This window comes from Methylorubrum sp. B1-46, from assembly GCF_021117295.1.
Classification (GTDB): Bacteria; Pseudomonadota; Alphaproteobacteria; order Rhizobiales; family Beijerinckiaceae; genus Methylobacterium.
The window spans coordinates 99062-114987 of record NZ_CP088247.1 but is presented as its reverse complement, the minus strand read 5'-3'; the positions used below and the strand labels follow the sequence as shown (position 1 = coordinate 114987).

16 protein-coding genes and 4 pseudogenes are annotated in these 15926 nt (G+C 62.7%); 10 read left to right on the top strand and 10 right to left on the bottom strand.

The window, feature by feature from the left end; genetic code table 11:
* Window positions 1-32 precede the first annotated feature (32 nt).
* The 4 genes and pseudogenes from LPC10_RS00615 to LPC10_RS00600 all read right to left on the bottom strand — a co-directional run.
* Window positions 33-425, bottom strand: a complete 393-nt coding sequence (locus LPC10_RS00615; RefSeq protein ID WP_231345046.1) for a DUF2149 domain-containing protein — start codon at window positions 423-425, stop codon at window positions 33-35.
* Complete coding sequence (locus tag LPC10_RS00610) at window positions 400-762, bottom strand: MotA/TolQ/ExbB proton channel family protein (RefSeq protein WP_231345045.1); 363 nt, start codon at window positions 760-762, stop codon at window positions 400-402. Before LPC10_RS00610 ends, LPC10_RS00615 begins: the two co-directional genes overlap by 26 nt.
* 435 nt (window positions 763-1197) lie before the next feature.
* On the bottom strand, window positions 1198-1401 hold the full coding sequence (locus LPC10_RS25615) for a hypothetical protein (protein WP_370644618.1): 204 nt from the start codon (window positions 1399-1401) through the stop codon (window positions 1198-1200).
* 137 nt (window positions 1402-1538) lie between these two features.
* A pseudogene (locus LPC10_RS00600) lies at window positions 1539-1800 on the bottom strand (response regulator transcription factor); the annotation flags it as partial.
* Window positions 1801-2405: 605 nt separating this feature from the next.
* Between LPC10_RS00600 and LPC10_RS00595 the strand changes: the two are divergent.
* The 3 genes from LPC10_RS00595 to LPC10_RS00585 all read left to right on the top strand — a co-directional run bounded on the left by LPC10_RS00595 (window position 2406) and on the right by LPC10_RS00585 (window position 5832).
* Window positions 2406-2738: a flagellar basal body rod protein FlgC gene (locus tag LPC10_RS00595; RefSeq protein WP_231345043.1), complete on the top strand. Its 333-nt coding sequence runs from the start codon at window positions 2406-2408 to the stop codon at window positions 2736-2738.
* Between the two features lie 1075 nt (window positions 2739-3813).
* A complete protein-coding gene (locus LPC10_RS00590; protein WP_082912026.1) occupies window positions 3814-4677 on the top strand; it encodes a phosphatase PAP2 family protein in 864 nt (287 codons plus the stop codon).
* Between the two features lie 594 nt (window positions 4678-5271).
* On the top strand, window positions 5272-5832 hold the full coding sequence (locus LPC10_RS00585) for a thermonuclease family protein (protein ID WP_231345039.1): 561 nt from the start codon (window positions 5272-5274) through the stop codon (window positions 5830-5832).
* Window positions 5833-6598: 766 nt separating this feature from the next.
* Here LPC10_RS00585 and LPC10_RS00580 read toward each other — a convergent pair.
* The 4 genes and pseudogenes from LPC10_RS00580 to LPC10_RS00565 form a co-directional block, all read right to left on the bottom strand.
* Window positions 6599-6817 (bottom strand): hypothetical protein, encoded by a 219-nt coding sequence (locus tag LPC10_RS00580; RefSeq protein ID WP_131801310.1) that lies wholly within the window; start codon window positions 6815-6817, stop codon window positions 6599-6601.
* A gap of 477 nt (window positions 6818-7294) precedes the next feature.
* A pseudogene (locus LPC10_RS00575) lies at window positions 7295-7396 on the bottom strand (Na+/H+ antiporter NhaA); the annotation flags it as partial.
* Window positions 7397-7459: 63 nt separating this feature from the next.
* Window positions 7460-7771: pseudogene (locus LPC10_RS00570) on the bottom strand (integrase core domain-containing protein); the annotation flags it as partial.
* Between the two features lie 16 nt (window positions 7772-7787).
* A pseudogene (locus LPC10_RS00565) lies at window positions 7788-8867 on the bottom strand (IS110 family transposase).
* A 357-nt stretch (window positions 8868-9224) separates the two neighbouring features.
* Between LPC10_RS00565 and LPC10_RS00560 the strand changes: the two are divergent.
* Window positions 9225-10268 carry a YeeE/YedE family protein gene (locus LPC10_RS00560; protein ID WP_063987259.1) on the top strand — a complete coding sequence of 348 codons (1044 nt, stop codon included), beginning with the start codon at window positions 9225-9227 and terminating at the stop codon, window positions 10266-10268.
* Between the two features lie 13 nt (window positions 10269-10281).
* On the opposite strand, the gene LPC10_RS00555 is transcribed toward LPC10_RS00560, so the two are convergent.
* Complete coding sequence (locus LPC10_RS00555) at window positions 10282-10635, bottom strand: helix-turn-helix transcriptional regulator (RefSeq protein WP_063987258.1); 354 nt, start codon at window positions 10633-10635, stop codon at window positions 10282-10284.
* A 46-nt stretch (window positions 10636-10681) separates the two neighbouring features.
* On the bottom strand, window positions 10682-11047 hold the full coding sequence (locus tag LPC10_RS00550) for a thioredoxin family protein (protein WP_231345038.1): 366 nt from the start codon (window positions 11045-11047) through the stop codon (window positions 10682-10684).
* A 156-nt stretch (window positions 11048-11203) separates the two neighbouring features.
* Between LPC10_RS00550 and LPC10_RS00545 the strand changes: the two genes are divergently transcribed.
* The 6 genes from LPC10_RS00545 (at window position 11204) to soxB (ending at window position 15898) form a co-directional block, all read left to right on the top strand.
* Window positions 11204-11791, top strand: coding sequence for a thioredoxin family protein (locus LPC10_RS00545; RefSeq protein ID WP_063987275.1), 588 nt, complete (start codon window positions 11204-11206; stop codon window positions 11789-11791).
* A gap of 169 nt (window positions 11792-11960) precedes the next feature.
* A complete protein-coding gene (soxX, locus tag LPC10_RS00540) occupies window positions 11961-12437 on the top strand; it encodes a sulfur oxidation c-type cytochrome SoxX (RefSeq protein WP_231345037.1) in 477 nt (158 codons plus the stop codon).
* Between the two features lie 33 nt (window positions 12438-12470).
* The gene (gene soxY / locus LPC10_RS00535) at window positions 12471-12929 is read left to right on the top strand and encodes a thiosulfate oxidation carrier protein SoxY (RefSeq protein ID WP_063987274.1); all 459 of its coding nucleotides are present in this window, start codon (window positions 12471-12473) and stop codon (window positions 12927-12929) included.
* 41 nt (window positions 12930-12970) lie between these two features.
* Entirely contained in the window at window positions 12971-13300 is a 330-nt protein-coding gene (gene soxZ / locus LPC10_RS00530) for a thiosulfate oxidation carrier complex protein SoxZ (protein ID WP_063987254.1), read from the top strand.
* Window positions 13301-13358: 58 nt separating this feature from the next.
* On the top strand, window positions 13359-14201 hold the full coding sequence (soxA, locus tag LPC10_RS00525; RefSeq protein WP_063987253.1) for a sulfur oxidation c-type cytochrome SoxA: 843 nt from the start codon (window positions 13359-13361) through the stop codon (window positions 14199-14201).
* Between the two features lie 17 nt (window positions 14202-14218).
* Window positions 14219-15898, top strand: coding sequence for a thiosulfohydrolase SoxB (gene soxB, locus LPC10_RS00520; RefSeq protein WP_063987252.1), 1680 nt, complete (start codon window positions 14219-14221; stop codon window positions 15896-15898).
* Window positions 15899-15926: the final 28 nt, after the last annotated feature.

The window sequence follows — 15926 nt, the reverse complement described above, 5'->3', positions numbered from 1 at the left end:
CCTCCGCGATGCGAGAAACTTAGCCCGTCTATTTAAAAAGCACAGTCAGGAACGTAGATCATCTGACCATCAGGAAGGCGGTAGGTTGTTCCGGCTCGTACTCCTTTGCCCTCTCCCATTTCGGAGTTGGTTTGATAACGTGTCAAATCCTTGCTGTTCTGGATTGTCATATTCTGCTCCGACGCCTCGCCGCTCGAGGCTTGGGAAGCAAATCGGTTGCTCGGGTTTTGAAGAATTGCGATCATCAGCATCGCAATCACGACCAGAAACACGTCGACGAGATTGATGACCGACAGCAAGGGATCATCGGCTTTTTCATCCTGTAAGAACCTTATCAGACGATCCCCTTTGCCCGCTCGACCGACCGAAGTTCTTCCAGCAGCCAGCGCCGCCGAACGGTCAGGACAAGGATCTGATGGATGCACTCACGAGGTCGAGGATCACGGACGAAAATGCGACGGCTAGGTTGGCCCCTACGGCGCTGGCATCATTGCTGGTCAAGGCCAACAAGGCCGGTCCCATCGGGATCATTGTCGCGACAAGGCCCAGCCTCGGAGCCGAGCGAGAGACGATGCGCAGCCATTCGAGCCGGCGCATGATCCACAGCTCCAGATCGTCGCCGCCGACATTCGCCTGGGCCTGGAAGGCCAGCAGACTGGACCTGTAGGTGCCGCGCCGGCGTTGGAACGCTTCGACTACGAACGCCCCCAGAGTCGCGAAGGCATAGGCCAGAGACACCATGATGAGGAGCGTGACCGGCACGAGGAAGATCCGCGCGAGGTCGTAGAGGGTCGTCTCGAATGTATTGATGCCGTGGATCCGAAGGCAGTACGCCGGTTTGTGATGGCTTAAAGAGCCATGCCCGCTGCGAGGAGGAGCAGTGGGAGCAGAGCGATGAGGCGGCGGTACCAAGCCGGCGGTTCCGCAAGGGCGGCCTTCATGAGCTGGCCACGAACGGTTTGTGGCTCGCCTACTATCGCGGAAGATGGGTTCGGCTCAGGCGCCCCGCCCTGCGCCTCGGACGCTGCGGCCTGAAGCCCGAAGCCGGCAGCCATCTCGCCGACGAACGCCTGCGTCGTCTCTGGTGTGATCGGTAGGTCGTCACAACCGGTGAGTTCCTGCCACCGCTCAATTATCTCGCGTCGGGTGCGGTCGGATGCGTCCCAGTATCCCTTTCGGAACGCCTCGGCCAGCGGCTCAAAAAGCTGCCTTTGGGCTGCTGGATTGATGTTTGCGAACCACTGATTGAGGCCGAGTTCGCGGACGTCGCGCACAAAAGGTGTCGTCGATTGCCTGCCGTTGGTCGGCACGAACGGTCGAAGGATCGACGACTTGCCAGCCCCAGAGGCTGTTGACCGCATTCAGGATCTCCGGCGTCCCAGCGTAGCCTTCCCGCTTCATCCCCTCGATCCAGTGCGTGTTGAGATACTCGCGCGAGCCGACGAAGCCGCCCTGATCGACAAATACCCAGCGCTCCACAGGCGGCTACGATATTCTCCGCTGCTGGGCTGCGCGGCAACGGTCAGGGGCGCCGGTCCGACGTCAACGGTGCCCTTAGTCCCAAGGGCCCGCAGCAGATCGAATCCGGATGCGCCAGGCAGCATCACGTCGAGCAAAACGAGATCGACCGGCGTCCCGGGCAGCAACGACCACATATCGGCGCCACTCCGGCAACTTGTGACAAGGTAGCCGCTTTCCCTCCGAATCCGCGTGACCAACACTCGCATGCCATCGTCGTCCTCAATCAGGACGATGTGTTCCGGTGCGCATTTCGCCCCCCCATCTGTCATCACGTTCCATTAGCTGGCCATTTCTTCATCGCCGCGAAACCCGCGACTAGCAACGCCTTCGACAAGTTCAGCCGCGAAAATGAGAGACTTTTACGGGGTTAACAATAAAACAATAAGAAAAATTCCGCGAAAGCGCCTTGGCCCGTATAGACATTATCCAATCCAGTCACCGAAAAGGCTGACGAACATCATTTGCAAAAGCCGCTGCTGCCACACTTATACATTGACGCAAGAGAAAAATCATAGCTTATATTGTTAATTATAGATTAATTTGAGAAGAGCGTAGAACGGAATACGGGCTTCGGCTTTCGTCGAATGTCGCATTGAGTGCGCCAATGCTTACTCACCCAGAATCTCGATCAAAAACAAGGTGGGGTTCGATACCGTTGTTCCGCACCGCTGAGCTTTAACGAATGATCACCCATGTCGCATCCAGGACGGTGGATCGCGAGTTAAAGGCTTCTTAACCATCATAACTCAGGCTTGGTTAACCGAGTTGTGCATGCCGGGACAAGATGCCGGCGGGGAAAGAGGCTATCGACAATGAAGGGAGACATTTCCGGGACAAGCTTGGCGGCAGCGGCCCTCCGCATACATCAGGGCCGTATGCGCGTAATGGTCGAGAACATTGCCAACGTACGATCCACGGCGTCTGTCCCCGACGGGGAACCCTATCGGCGCAAGATTGCAGTGTTCGAGCCGATAACTGGCTCCACCGACGAGTCGCCAGCCATCCGAATCATACGCGACAAGACCGAGTTCCCGACGGTTCATAGTCCAGGGCACGCTGCTGCCGATGCTGACGGCAACCTCAAGCTTTCCAATGTCCGACTTAACGTCGAGATGTCTGCGTTGCGCTCTGCCATGCGCGCTTACGAGGCCAATCTGCGCACCATAGCAACGTTTGATGACCTGAAGGGAAAAACTCTCGCACTGTTGAAGAGTTGACTGTAGATCGGCGCCGCGTCGTCCTCAGTGGTTCGCCAGGCATCGCGCAGCGTCACTCCCGACGCGTCCGGGTCGCCCACCCGCACCAGCTCGTCCGCCATAGCTGCAAGCCAGAGGGCGAGGTCGACGGGCGTCAGCATGCCTTCGGAGAGGCAGAGGGACCCGGCGAGGGTGCGGGACAGGAGCGTGATGAAAGCGGTCGGCACGGGGCTTCTCCGGGGCTGCGAGACAGGGTGCCAGGCCCGCGCGCCAAGTTCATGGGCAGTGCGCAACACACCTACTGCACGATCCGAGAGTTAGGCACTCGGTTGCCGTCTTTCTACAGTTGGTTAGCCGGATTGGCTTCGCCGCGAAAATTAGCGCTTAAAAAGAATAGGGGTTCTTTGGGCTTCGGCCCTGAGATTTCTCATGTGCGGCCCCGTCGAGCCAGCGGCCTGCTGCGCAGGCCGGGGACCCGGAGAGGGGCGGGAAGGAAGAGGTAGGGGCGGCCGGGCGGATCCCTCCCGTGCTCATGACTGAATCAACGGCAGGGTCCCCAGGATCCGCACGTGCCCCGGCGTTGATCCTTGCTGGGCCGAGGGCGACCATCCCCGCGTACGACACGCCTCGGAGCCCCGCACGTGCCCCATCCCGCCGAGACCCCGACCACCGAGACGAACCCCGTCACGCGCAAGGCCCGCCGGAAGGCAGGCGCGCGGCGCCGGGCGCAGATTTGGCGCGACAGGCGCGCCCCCGAGCGTATCGAGCTCCAGACCTCGCCGCATGTCCGGCTCCTTCAGTCCTGGCTGATCCTCTCAATCAGCCCGGTCCAAAGCCAGCCGGTTAGGTCAACGTTGCAAAGCCTAATGCAATAGACATAGGGCCGCTGATGGCTAGCAGCAGGTATGCCGGAGATTCCGAATTATCGTGCGTCGATGACAGGCATGGTGCGCAATTCTGCAGGATGAGGGACGCTCGATGAGTGTGACGCGTGTGTCATAACTCTCGTCTAAGCCGGCGATCAACAGTCAGGGCGGGCTGATGCTTTGCCCCTTAGATCCAGGACTTCTCGGCAAAGCCTAGAGGCAAGCTCGCGATGTTTCGCATGAGATGCGCGTCAGTTCGTTGTACAGCCTTCGTAGCCTTCTTTCTCGTTGTCTCGCCCCTGCTCGCTCAATCTGTCCAGCCGGCAGATCCAGGCAAATCCGCCGTTATGGCGGAACGGAACAAGCGCGGTGACGCGGGCCTGAGAGGCTATCTGAGTGACGAGACCACACCGAACCTCGTAGCAATTCTGCCGCCGCCTCCGGCCGGACAATCTGCGGCGGAAGCCGCTGACAAGGCAGTCTACAACGCCACGCGGAGTTACGAAGGCAACTCACGTTGGGCGCTGGCCACGAACGACGTGGCTGAAGGCGGTGCTGCGCTTCTCGAGGATTATACCTGTGTGCTGGGACAGCGCGTCGAACAGATGCACGTACCTAGCCTGATGAGACTTTTCGATCGCACGCGTATCGACGTTGCTCAGGCGACGCGACACGCGAAGCGACGCTATCGCCGCCTGCGTCCCTTCGTTAGCAACAGTGCGCCGATCTGCGTCGCCCGAAAACCCGAACTCGCCGACAGCTTCAGCTACCCGTCCAGAAATGCCAGTCAGGGATGGACCTTCGGACTCATCATGGCAACCCTGATGCCCGAAAAGGCCACGCAGTTCCTCGTGCGCAGCCGGGTCTACGGCGAAAGCCGCGTGGTCTGCGGCGTTCATTGGCTCAGCGACGTTGAAGCGGCCCGCACTGGTGCCTCGGCCCTTATAGCGGTGCTCTTGGCTGAGCCTGTCTTCCGCGCAGATCTAGAGCGCGCCCGGGCTGACCTGAAGCAGGCTTTGAGCCGCGAGGGTACAAAACCAGATCCAGCAGTGTGTGCCAGCGAAGATGCCGCTGCTCGGCAACCCCTGCTTTAGGGCTGCTGGCAGCATGTCGATTTGATGAGGAGGCACCACGGCGCCAATACCCTCATTGCATACGAAGGTCCGGCAGGTCGCCCGCTTCTTCGAACTCGTCACGGTGCTTATGTGGGGCGTCAAATTGTCAGCAGAAGCGTCCCTGATTTTATGTAATACTTGTCGCGCAAAACTGCGACCGTGCAGATAAGGTCATTGACCTGCCCCGCGAGTTTACTGCTGATACTCAAATAATTTCTGTGCAGATAAAATAGGAAATGAAGTGGGTCTGGGAGCAAAGCTGATCATGATCGCGATCGCGGCTGGCATATTCATGCTTTTGATGGATGTGCTATCACCTCCAGATAGGTGCGACGACGAACAAGTGCAAGTTGATACAATTGCTGGGATAGCATGTATGCCACGAACGCGGTGAAACTTATAAATCTGACAGCGACACACAGATTTTCAATGCATTATTTGCATCACATCAGTATTTTTGTTAGAAAACCTTTCGGTATGGTCCGGCTTTACAATGCCACAGCTTAGCCGCAGTGTTCCAGTAGCTCGGCTGTCGCCTGTGATCGACACAGGGCATGTCGTTTGGTGGGATCAATGCGCAACCTGTATCCTGCTCTTGCAGCCCTGTTGCTGTTCAACACACCGGGCATAGCCGAGCCCCTTCGTGGGACTGCCACAGTCATCGATGGTGACACCCTTGAAATCCACGGCGCTCAAATCAGGCTCTACGGCATCGACGCACCGGAGCGTGGCCAGCTGTGTGGGGATGCACGCGAGCGGGACTATCCGTGCGGCCGGCGTGCTGCCCAGGCGTTGATCCAGAAGGTCGCTGGCGCCGCGGTCACCTGTGAGCCGAAGAGTACGACAGCGAACAAGCGTGTTTATGCCATATGCCGGGTTGGTGAAACCGATCTGGGAGCCTGGATGGTCAGGTCGGGCCTGGCTCTGGCCAACCGGCATGTCAGCCGGCGTTATCTGCCGCAGGAAGAGCGCGCCTGGGGCGCCAAGACAGGGCTATGGGCCGGCGTGTTCGAGATGCCGTGGGAATGGCGCAAGCAGCAGACTGCCAAACCTACACACAAGACAGCCTCGGCTGACGCGCCGGTAACCGGTGCCATATCCTCCCCAAGCGCACCTGTTGCGGACACCCAATAGCTGGGCCGCTTCGTTCCCAGCCCTGAGGCTTCCGTCTCGCCTGGCTTGCGCAGGACGGAAAACGCGCTGGCCGTCAGGGCAGCGGCCAGCCAGCTCCGCAGGGATGCAGATCAGGCAGTGTGCCCGCATCGCTCTCCGCACTTATGCGCCCGGCTTGCCTGTCGGTCGCCAAATACGTGGGCCACCCGGAATTGCTCGCGACGCAGATTCTGTCGCCGCCTGCCGTCAGAACGCCCGACAACTGAAACAGCTTTGCCGACAATACATGCGCGCAAAATTCAAAGGGTGAGCAGTCACCGGCGCGTACGATTTTGATCCCTTGCGGCGCTGATTTATTTTATTTTTTGGCCTGTACGTGCGGGATCTTATCGAGTAGGTACCCGCCTACGGTCTTCCATTACGGTTTTCGTCCGGGCGCATGGTTGCTACGTCACTGTAGTTCTCGACCGAAGACTCTCGCTTTCCCGAAGCGGGCGACAACCATTGTCGTTCGTCTTTTCCGGATGCTGCATGGCAGCGGATCGTGGCCCTCAGTCCATGGACCGCCATCAATCCTTGCATGGCGTTGCTGACAGCGTTCGGATGTAGCGGGACAAATCTCCCAAGACCTTCCTCGCACATCACAATTGCCAGCCCTTCACAAGCAAGGACGCATAATCTCTAAAGGTGGCGAGCCAGCCGCCCCCGAGAAGAGTTTGGCTGGCCCGCATGACGTCTGCTTTTTGTGTCAGAAGTCCCACAATCTTGACGATGATTTAGTAACAGATCAGACAGGGTCTTTCATCCCGCCCTCTTCCAGATTTGTGTTGCTTGCGCGGTTACTGAAAGTTCTCCAATCGATCAATTCGCCATTGGAGAGGCGGATGCCGACGTTCCGCATACCTAGCTTCGTAACTCGCTCAGCCTCTTGATAAGCGCTGAGGGCGGTCAGGCGCACCACCGACACGCACCCTTTGGACGTCGTCCACTGAACTGTGAAGGCCATCTCTACTCCGAGCGATGGTTCAGACTTCAATTAGCCCGCAAATCAAGCGTTCAAGGCGTTTTGATCTATCAGATATGCGCCAGATTTAAATAAAACATGATCTAAAATATGACTTTCCTTTGTCTGGATCGTCAATGCAGTAACTTGCTTTTCAAAAGCATTGCTAAAATATGTATACAAAATACGCAGCATTATACCTCATAATGCGACACCAACACAGATCACAACGAAGAGGTCGCCGGAGTGGCCGAGCTTTCTCATGCGGCGTACATGCCGCCAAATAGGGGCGCTTCGGAAGCCCATTCGTTGCACGAAACTTGGGAATGCATTGCCGCTCGCGCATCGCTCCAAACGGATTAGAGTCGTGCCCGGTGGTGTTGCGACAGGAGGGTAGCTGGAGCGTTGACCGGTGAAGGAGCCAGCGATGCTTCACCGTTGTCTGTCGAGCTGCGCGAGCGCGTCGTGGCGGCTGTGACTGAGCGCAGCAAAGTAGGACGGAGCAGCCGGGGAGTTGGCGACGATCAGCGCCAGTGCGGCGCTGAGGATGAGCACGATGCCGCCGGATGCCTCGCCGGTCATGAAACGTCGCAACAGCCCCGCGTGTGAACCGCGCCGGGTTTCCCGGAGGCCATTTGGTTTGTGTCAGGCGGCGGCCAAGGCTTGCCCCGCAGCCTGAGTGAAGTAGCACGCTTCGACCTCAGCGGGAGGCACGTTGCCGATCGGTTCGAGAAGCCGGCGGGTGTTGAACCAATCGACCCATTCGAGGGTGGCGAACTCGACCGCCTCGAAGGACCGCCACGGTCCACGGCGATGGATCACCTCGGTCTTGAACAGACCGTTGATCGTCTCGGCCAGGGCGTTGTCGTAAGAGTCGCCGACGCTGCCGACCGAGGGCTCGACGCCCGCCTCCGCCAATCGCTCCGTGTAGCGCAGGGCAAGGTACTGCGAACCCCTGACGCCCTTCTATGTGTCAAGGGGCGACACGGGTCTGATTGATCGTCCGCTGCCGGTGGGTGATGAGCGTGAACACCTCGCGGGCGATGTAGCGCTTCAGGCAGCGGATCGCTTCCAGCTTGGAGTGGCCTTCTGCGATGCGGCGGGCCACGTATGCCTTGGTCCGCTCATCGGTTCGCAGTCGCCCGATGGCGATGATGTGCAGCGCGCTGTTGGCCGTGCGATCACCGCCCCGGTTGAGGCGATGGCGCACTGTCTTGCCCGACGAGGCCGGCACGGGGCTCACGCCACACAACGCCGCGAAGCCTACCTCCGAGCGTAGGCGTCTGGGATTGTCGCCGGCCGTCAGGAGAAGCTGCGCGGCGCCATTGCGGCCGATGGAGTTGCGGGCCACGAGTTCCGGCGCGAGTTCGTCGACGATGGCGCCGATCATGGCATCAAGATCGGCGATCTCATCGTGCAGTTACAGGTAGCGCCGCGCTAGGGACTTCAGGCCGATCCGGTAGGCGGCCTCGACGTCGCGATAGGCGCTTAAATCAGGCCGCCACGCCGCCAGGGTCCGCACGAGCTGCATCCGGGTCATCCGGCGCAGCGTCTCGCGCAGTCCGTCGGGCGCGCACACGATGGTGTTGTGAATCATCTGCAGGGCGATGCGCCGAGCCGCAACCGCGGTCTTCCGGCACGCGCTCAGGACGCGCAACGGCTCGACCATGCCGTCTCGGGTGCGTGGTGTGACGGTACGGGTGCCAGCAAAAGCCGCGTGCGCCGCGCTCTGAGCATCGAAGTCGTCATTCTTGCCGCGCCGACGGCGATCCTGGGCGTCGGGGGCTGTCACCTCCAGCACCTCGATCCCAGCCTGTTGCAAGAAGCGCAGAAGACCAGCGCCGTAGCTGCCGGTCGATTCGACCCCGACGCGTTGCAGCAGGCCGAACGAGCGCATCCAGGCCAGCATCTGCCGATAGCCCTGGCGGGTCGCTGCAAAGCTGGTGGTCGCCAGAACCCGATCCCGGTCGTCGACGACCGCAGCAACGTGCAGATCCTTATGAGTGTCGACACCACCGACGACGTGTCGCTCATGAGCTTGCTGCGCACCCATCCCATCCTCCTGGCGATCGAGCCTGAGGGCTTCACCACGACCGGATGCGCGGACAGGACAGTCACGAGACCAGACGGTCAGGCCCTTCTCGGGTCACAGGCATCGGCGAGGCAAAACCTCACCGCAGGGCGTTCCCGGGCAGCCGACAGGTCCGGGGAAAGACACGATCGGTCGATTAGAGTGCGGGTCAGGCCACGCCAGGACGCCCTGCGGCGCCAACTTAACCGATGGTCCATCGCTGTGCGGGTTAGACCGCCCGGGAACTGGCGCCGATCTTCTGACTATCCGAGTGCGCCGAGCGGCGAAACGGACGCGGCCATTTGACAACACCCTGCGGGAATGAGCGAACCTGCGCCGATGTTGGAGACCCTGTCGGCACACCTCATCCGGGCGGCGCTCGGCCTGATCCTGGGAGCACTGCTGGGTTTTGTCGCGCGCAGGAGCCGGTTCTGCACCCTGGGTGCCATCGAAGATGCCGTCTACGCGCGAGACACGCGCCGCGCCCGTGCTTGGCTACTGGCCGCCGGCCTCGCGATCCTGGGGACGCAGCTTCTGGAAAGCCTCGTCGGGCTCGACCTCGGCCGGTCGCTCTACTCGGGGCCAACTCTGGAATGGGGCGGCCTGATCCTCGGCGGGACGATCTTCGGCCTCGGCATGGCCCTCGTCGGCACCTGCAGCTTCGGGGCGCTCCTGCGACTCGGCGGCGGCGATCTACGTGCCTTTCTCGTCCTGCTGGTGATCGGTCTGTCGGCCTACATGGCCATCAGCGGTGTGATCGGGGTCGTCCGCGTGTCGGTCATCGAGCCGTTGAGCCTCGATCTCGGCGCGCAACGACTCGGCGTGCTCCTCGGTCTCGACCGGACCGGCCACCTCGCCTTGAGCCTCACGTTAGGGGTTGCCCTGTGCATCGCGGCACTCGCGGCCCGTGACTTTCGGCAGAGCCGGCGCCTGCTCGTCGGCGCCGTCGTCATCGGAGGCCTGATCGTCGCCGGATGGTGGACCAACGGATATGCCGGCTACGACGCGTTCGAGACGCGCACGGTCGGCTCCTTCAGCTTCGCGCGGCCGGTCGGCGACACCCTGCTCTACGTCATGCTTGCCAGCGGAGTCAGGATCGACTTCGGCGTGGCCTCCGTCGTCGGCGTCCTTCTCGGATCCTACGCCGCCGCGCGCCAGGCGGGCGAATTTCATTGGGAAGCGCCGGACGACGCGCGCGAGGTGAAGCGCCACGTTCTCGGAGCGTTCCTCATGGGGACCGGGGGCGTGACAGCCCTGGGCTGCACCATCGGTCAGGGCCTGAGCGGGCTCTCGACGCTGTCGGTCGGATCGATGCTGGCCATCGCCTCCATCCTCGTCGGTGCGCGCGCGGGCCTCTACTACCTCGTCGATCGGCACGCCTGAGAAGGTGCGTCGCTCAACGATGCCGCGCGTCGCAGAAAGCGCGGTGCAGGGCCGCGATGATCTCACGGACCTCGGGACGGGCGAGGGCGTAGTAGATGTTCTTCCCGTCCCGGCGCGCCTCCACGAGATCGTCGGCGCGCAGGCGGGCGAGCTGTTGCGACACCGCCGGCTGGCGTAGATTCAGCAACTGCTCCAGTTCCGAGACGGACCGCTCACCCTCGACCAACAGGCAGAGGATCACGAGCCGGGCCTCGTGGGCGAGCGCCTTCAGGAGCTCGCTCGCGTCGCGGGCGTTGGCGAGCAGCAGATCGAGGTCGAGCGCTCCCTGCTCCGGGCCGGTCGTCACCGTTTCCGCCTGAAGCGGCATCGTCCCATCCTCTCAAACAGTGTCCGCGAGCAACTCTCATGCCCGGTCAAGGCGCTGGCGGCAGCCGACCGACCAGAGCCTCGATCCGGGCCCAGAAGAAATCCTCTCCGGAATAGCCCTCAATGCGGTCGACTTCACGCCCATCCTCGACGAGCACGAAGGTCGGTGTGTAGCGGATCGGGCCCGTCAGCGTGAGTCCGGTGGGGACACCGTCGCCGAGCGCGACGCGCCGCAGAGGCGCGCGCCGCCCCACCTCCGACTTCGGATAGATCGGCCCTATCGTGCGGTTCCAGATCGTGCACCACGGGCAACCCGCAAGTTCGAAGAGCACGAGTTCGGCCGCCACCGCGTTCGACGCGATGAGAGAGAGGCCGCCCGCCAAGGCCATCACCGATCGGCGCGTCGCCCGCATCACGCGTTCCCGCTCAAGCCCTGCCAGTGGCTCATGATATAGTAAAAGGCGAATGTGTTTCGAGGGGCTTTCCTGCCGCCGTTGCCCGAGGCGCTGACCTCGCCTACACATGCATAAAATCGAATATCGGCCGGGAGGGCTGCCACGATGGCGATCATGCTGACGCGACGCCGGTTGCTGAGTGGCGGCGTCGCGGGGCTGGTGTCGGGCTCCCTTGCCCGCCCGGCTCGAGCCCAGGCCGTCCTCGGTGACGACGGCCTCTATCATCAGCCCTGGTTTCTCGAGAGCTTTCTCGACCTCGCCGACGACCTGCGCGCTGCCGGCGCGCACGGCCGGCGCCTCGCAATCCTGTGGGAGCTGCGCGGCTGCCCGTTCTGCAAGCGGCTGCACCAAGTGAACTTCGCCGACGCCGCCGTCAGCCGATACATCCGGAAAAACTTCGACATCCTCCAGCTCAACATCATCGGAGCCCGCGAGGTCACGGATTTCGACGGCGAACGTCTGACCGAGAAGAGATTCGCCGCAAAGTACGGCGTCTACTCGACCCCGACGGTGCAATTCTTCGGAGAGACGGCCGAGACCCTGGCCGGCAAGCCTCCGGCGGAGCGGGAGGTGCTGCGCATGAAGGGTTATGTGCCGCCCGAGGAGTTCCGGCGCACCTTCGCCTTCGTGGCCGAGCGCGCCTATGCAGGCAGCGATCTCGAGGCCTACCTCGCTCGTCCGGCGACCGGAAGTAGCGAATGATTTTATCGCCGGTCGGTCGCGGCGTAGAAGTTTTTTTCTTGACTCGGACGAAGCCTCGGTCAAACTTGCAATAATTCGCATATGTCGATGGGTTGAGGCCCGGCGACGCAGCGAGCGGTCGGGACCGACCGCGCAAGCCGCTCCAGACGGCACAACGAGGAAACGCCAGATGCGCAGGCAGATCCATGCCTTGGCGGTCGCGGGAGCTTGCGCTCTGACGACGGCCGCCGGGGCGGAGACGAGTTCAGGCGGCCTTCCTCCGTTCCGGATCGTTTCCGTCGACGGGACCGCCGCCATTCCCGAGCCCCTCACCGAGAAGCCCGGCGATGCCGCCGCCGGCGCCATGGTCGTGGTGAACCGCCGTCAGGGCAATTGTCTCGGCTGCCATCAAGTCTCGTCGCTCAAGACGGAGTCGTTCCACGGCGAGGTCGGCCCCTCCCTCGACGGCGTCGCCGGCCGCTGGAGCCCGGCGCAGCTGCGCATGATCGTCGTCAACCCGAAGCACGTCTTCAGCGAGGCGACGGTGATGCCGGCCTTCTACCGGATCGACGGCTTGAGCCGTGTCCGCGCCGAGTTCCAGGGCAAGCCGATCCTCACCGCCCAGCAGGTCGAGGACGTGGTCGCCTACCTCACCACCCTCAAGTGATACAACCCTGACGTGATCCGGGAGCCGCTTCCGATGAGAAACGCAATGAATCGCCGCCAAGCCCTGGCCCTGGGCACTGGCGCCGTCGTGGCCGCGACGCTGTCCCTGCGCGCCGGACCGGCGCGTGCGGCCAAGAACAACAGCGAGGAGGCCATCAAGGCGTTCACCCGCGGCAGGGAGCCGGTCAAAGGGAAGGTCAAGCTCGAACTTCCCGAGATCGCCGAGAATGGCAACACCGTGCCGATGACGGTGAGCGTCGATGTACCGATGACGGAGAACAGCTTCGTCGAGGAGGTGATGATCGTCGCCGAAGGCAATCCGAACCCCGGCGTCATCAGCTTCCATTTCTCGCCGTCGAGCGTGGCCGAGGCCAACACGCGCATTCGCCTCGCCGAGACCCAGAACGTCGTCGCGATCGCCCGCATGAACGACGGCTCGGTCTTCAGCGACGTCCGCCAAGTGAAGGTCACCATTGGCGGCTGCGGCGGCTGACGTCTGGGCGAACCAAGACAACGCAAGATCTGGAGGACGACATGGCCGACGTGAAACCGCGGATCAAGCTGGACAAGAAGGAGATCGTCAAGGGTGGCGTCATCGAAGTGAAGACGCTCGTCTCGCACACGATGGAATCGGGCCAGCGCAAGGACAAGGATGGCAAGACCATCCCGCGCAAGATCCTGAACACGTTTAACTGCGACCTGAACGGCAAGACGATCTTTAGCGCCAACATGGAAGGCGCTGTATCGGCCAACCCGTACTTCCAATTCAAGATCAAGCCCGCTGAGTCGGGAACATTGACCTTCACCTGGATCGACGACGACGGCTCCAAAATCCAGGCCACGGAGCAGATCAAGGTCTCGTGACGCTTGCCCGGGGCCTTCCGCCCCGCAGCGCCCGCCAACGCCCGAGTCGGAGCCCTCCATGCCGTCCGTTCCCCTTCGCGCGGCCCTGACTGCCGCCGTGATCCTGGCTTCCGCCGTCGCGCCGCACGCGCAGGACGGCGCGGAGCGGCCGGCTTGGCAGGGACATGGCATCAAGCCGCAAAGCCCCAATTCTCCGTTCGATCAGGTCGTCTCGGGCCTGTATTTCCGCTCGAAGGAGACACAGGCCATGCAGGCCGACGACTTCAACAATCCGGGCTTCCTCGCCGTGGAGCAGGGCGAGGAACTCTGGTCGAAGATCGACGGGGCGGCGGCCAAGTCCTGCGCGAGCTGCCACAACGAGGCGGCGACCTCCATGAAGGGCGTCGCGGCCGCCTATCCGAAGTGGAACGAGAAGCTCGGTAAGCCGGTCAATCTCGAACAGCGGATCGACCTCTGCCGCAAGGGGGCGATGAAGGCCGAGCCCTGGGCCTTCGGCTCGCCCGAACTCACCGCCATGACGACCTACCTCCGCAACCAGTCCCGCGGCATGCTGGTCGCTGTGAAAGTCGACGGGCCGATGACGCCCTGGTTCGAACGCGGCAAGGCGCTCTATTACCAGCGCAACGGCCAACTCGACCTCGCTTGCGCGAGTTGCCACCAGTCCAACCACGGCAAGTATCTGCGCGCGGATTTCCTCAGCCAGGGCCAGAGCAACGGCTTTCCCGTCTACCGCCTGCGGGATCAGCGCCTCGTGCCGCTGCACGAGCGCATGGAAGGCTGCATGCAGGACGTGCGTGCCACACCCTTCAAGCCGCTCTCCGACGAGTTCATCGCCCTCGAAACCTACGTCGCATGGCGCGGCCTTGGCCTTCCGGTCGAGACCCCAGCCGTCCGCAACTGAGCGCCGGGACGCGAACCATGACTTCACGCCGCGACTTCCTGCAGATCGCCGCCGCCACTGCCGCCCTCGTGCCATCGGGCTGGACCCGCGCCTTCGCCCAGCAGCGCCTCACCCAGGACGACCTCCTGGCCTTCGAGCCGATGGGCAACGTCACCCTGGTCCATCTGACCGACATCCATGCGCAGCTCCGGCCGGTGCTGTTCCGCGAGCCCTCGACCAATCTCGGCGTCGGCGAGGCGCGGGGGCAGGTACCCCACATCACGGGGCGTGCCACGCTCGACCTCTACGGCATCCCCGGCGGCTCGCGGCTCGCCCACGCCCTGACGCCGGAGGATTATGTCGCGCTCGCCCGCAGCTACGGCCGCATGGGCGGCCTCGACCGCATCGCCACGATGCTCGACGCGATCCGCGCCGAGCGAGGCGACAAGGTGCTGTTCCTCGACGGCGGCGACACTTGGCAGAACAGCTACACGTCAATGCTCAGCAAGGGCCAGGACATGGTCGATTGCATGGCGCTGCTCAAACCCGACGCCATGACGGGCCACTGGGAATTCACCCTCGGCACCGACCGCGTGAAGGAGATCGTGGACGGGCTTGGCTGCCCGTTCCTCGGCCAGAACGTGCGCGACGCCGAGTGGAACGAGCCGGCCTTCGAATCAACGAAGATGTTCGAGCGCGGCGGCGCGAAGGTCGCAGTGATCGGGCAGGCCTTCCCATACACGCCCATCGCCAACCCGCGCTGGATGATTCCGAACTGGTCGTTCGGCATCCGCGAGGAGGACGTGCAGGCCAGCGTCGACAAGGCTCGCAAGGAGGGCGCCGACCTTATCGTCCTGCTCTCGCACAACGGCTTCGACGTCGATCGCAAGCTCGCTTCGCGGGTGAAAGGCATCGACGTGGTCCTCACCGGCCACACCCACGATGCGCTGCCGCAGGCGGTGAAGGTCGGCCGGACCCTGCTCATCGCCTCGGGCAGCCACGGCAAGTTTCTGACCCGGGTCGATCTCGACGTACGGGACGGCGCGGTAAAAGGTTTTCGGTCGAAGCTGATCCCGATCTTCTCCGACGTGATTGCCCCGCAGGCGGCGATGGCGGCCAGGATCCAGGCGATTCGGGCGCCCCACGAAGCCATGCTGGGGAAGGAGCTCGGCCAGACCGAGAGCCTGCTCTACCGGCGCGGCAACTTCAACGGCACCCTCGACGATATGATCTGCGACGCGCTGCTCTCGGAGCGGGATGCCGAGATCGCGCTCTCGCCGGGCTTCCGCTGGGGCACGACCCTGCTTCCGGGCCAGCCGATCACCCGCGAGGACATCTATAACGCCACCGCCATCACCTACCCGGCGGCCTACCGCATGACCATGACCGGCGCCCGGCTCAAGGAGGTGCTGGAGGACGTAGCCGACAACCTCTTCAACGAAGACCCGTATTACCAGCAGGGCGGCGACATGGTGCGGGTCGGCGGCGTCTCCTACGCTATCGACATCGCCCGCCCGGCCGGCCAACGAATCTCCGACCTGACGCTCCTGCGCACCGGCAAGCAGATCGAGGCGGGGGCGTCCTACACTGTGGCCGGCTGGGCCAGCGTCAACGAGGGCACCGAGGGGCCGCCGATTTGGGACGTCGTGGCTGCGCATGTCCAGCGGAAGGGAACGGTGAGCCCAACGCCGGCGCAAGTCACCGTCCGCGGCGCCTAATCACACCTTAGATATTCACGTATCAGAA

Coding starts and splice junctions, on each gene's coding strand:
- LPC10_RS25615 (WP_370644618.1), bottom strand. CDS start 1,401: ATGAAGCGGGAAGGCTACGCTGGGACGCCGGAGATCCTGAATGCGGTC.
- LPC10_RS00595 (WP_231345043.1), top strand. CDS start 2,406: ATGGTCGAGAACATTGCCAACGTACGATCCACGGCGTCTGTCCCCGAC.
- LPC10_RS00590 (WP_082912026.1), top strand. CDS start 3,814: ATGTTTCGCATGAGATGCGCGTCAGTTCGTTGTACAGCCTTCGTAGCC.
- LPC10_RS00585 (WP_231345039.1), top strand. CDS start 5,272: ATGCGCAACCTGTATCCTGCTCTTGCAGCCCTGTTGCTGTTCAACACA.
- LPC10_RS00580 (WP_131801310.1), bottom strand. CDS start 6,817: ATGGCCTTCACAGTTCAGTGGACGACGTCCAAAGGGTGCGTGTCGGTG.
- LPC10_RS00560 (WP_063987259.1), top strand. CDS start 9,225: ATGTTGGAGACCCTGTCGGCACACCTCATCCGGGCGGCGCTCGGCCTG.
- LPC10_RS00555 (WP_063987258.1), bottom strand. CDS start 10,635: ATGCCGCTTCAGGCGGAAACGGTGACGACCGGCCCGGAGCAGGGAGCG.
- LPC10_RS00550 (WP_231345038.1), bottom strand. CDS start 11,047: ATGCGGGCGACGCGCCGATCGGTGATGGCCTTGGCGGGCGGCCTCTCT.
- LPC10_RS00545 (WP_063987275.1), top strand. CDS start 11,204: ATGCTGACGCGACGCCGGTTGCTGAGTGGCGGCGTCGCGGGGCTGGTG.
- soxX (WP_231345037.1), top strand. CDS start 11,961: ATGCGCAGGCAGATCCATGCCTTGGCGGTCGCGGGAGCTTGCGCTCTG.
- soxY (WP_063987274.1), top strand. CDS start 12,471: ATGAGAAACGCAATGAATCGCCGCCAAGCCCTGGCCCTGGGCACTGGC.
- soxZ (WP_063987254.1), top strand. CDS start 12,971: ATGGCCGACGTGAAACCGCGGATCAAGCTGGACAAGAAGGAGATCGTC.
- soxA (WP_063987253.1), top strand. CDS start 13,359: ATGCCGTCCGTTCCCCTTCGCGCGGCCCTGACTGCCGCCGTGATCCTG.
- soxB (WP_063987252.1), top strand. CDS start 14,219: ATGACTTCACGCCGCGACTTCCTGCAGATCGCCGCCGCCACTGCCGCC.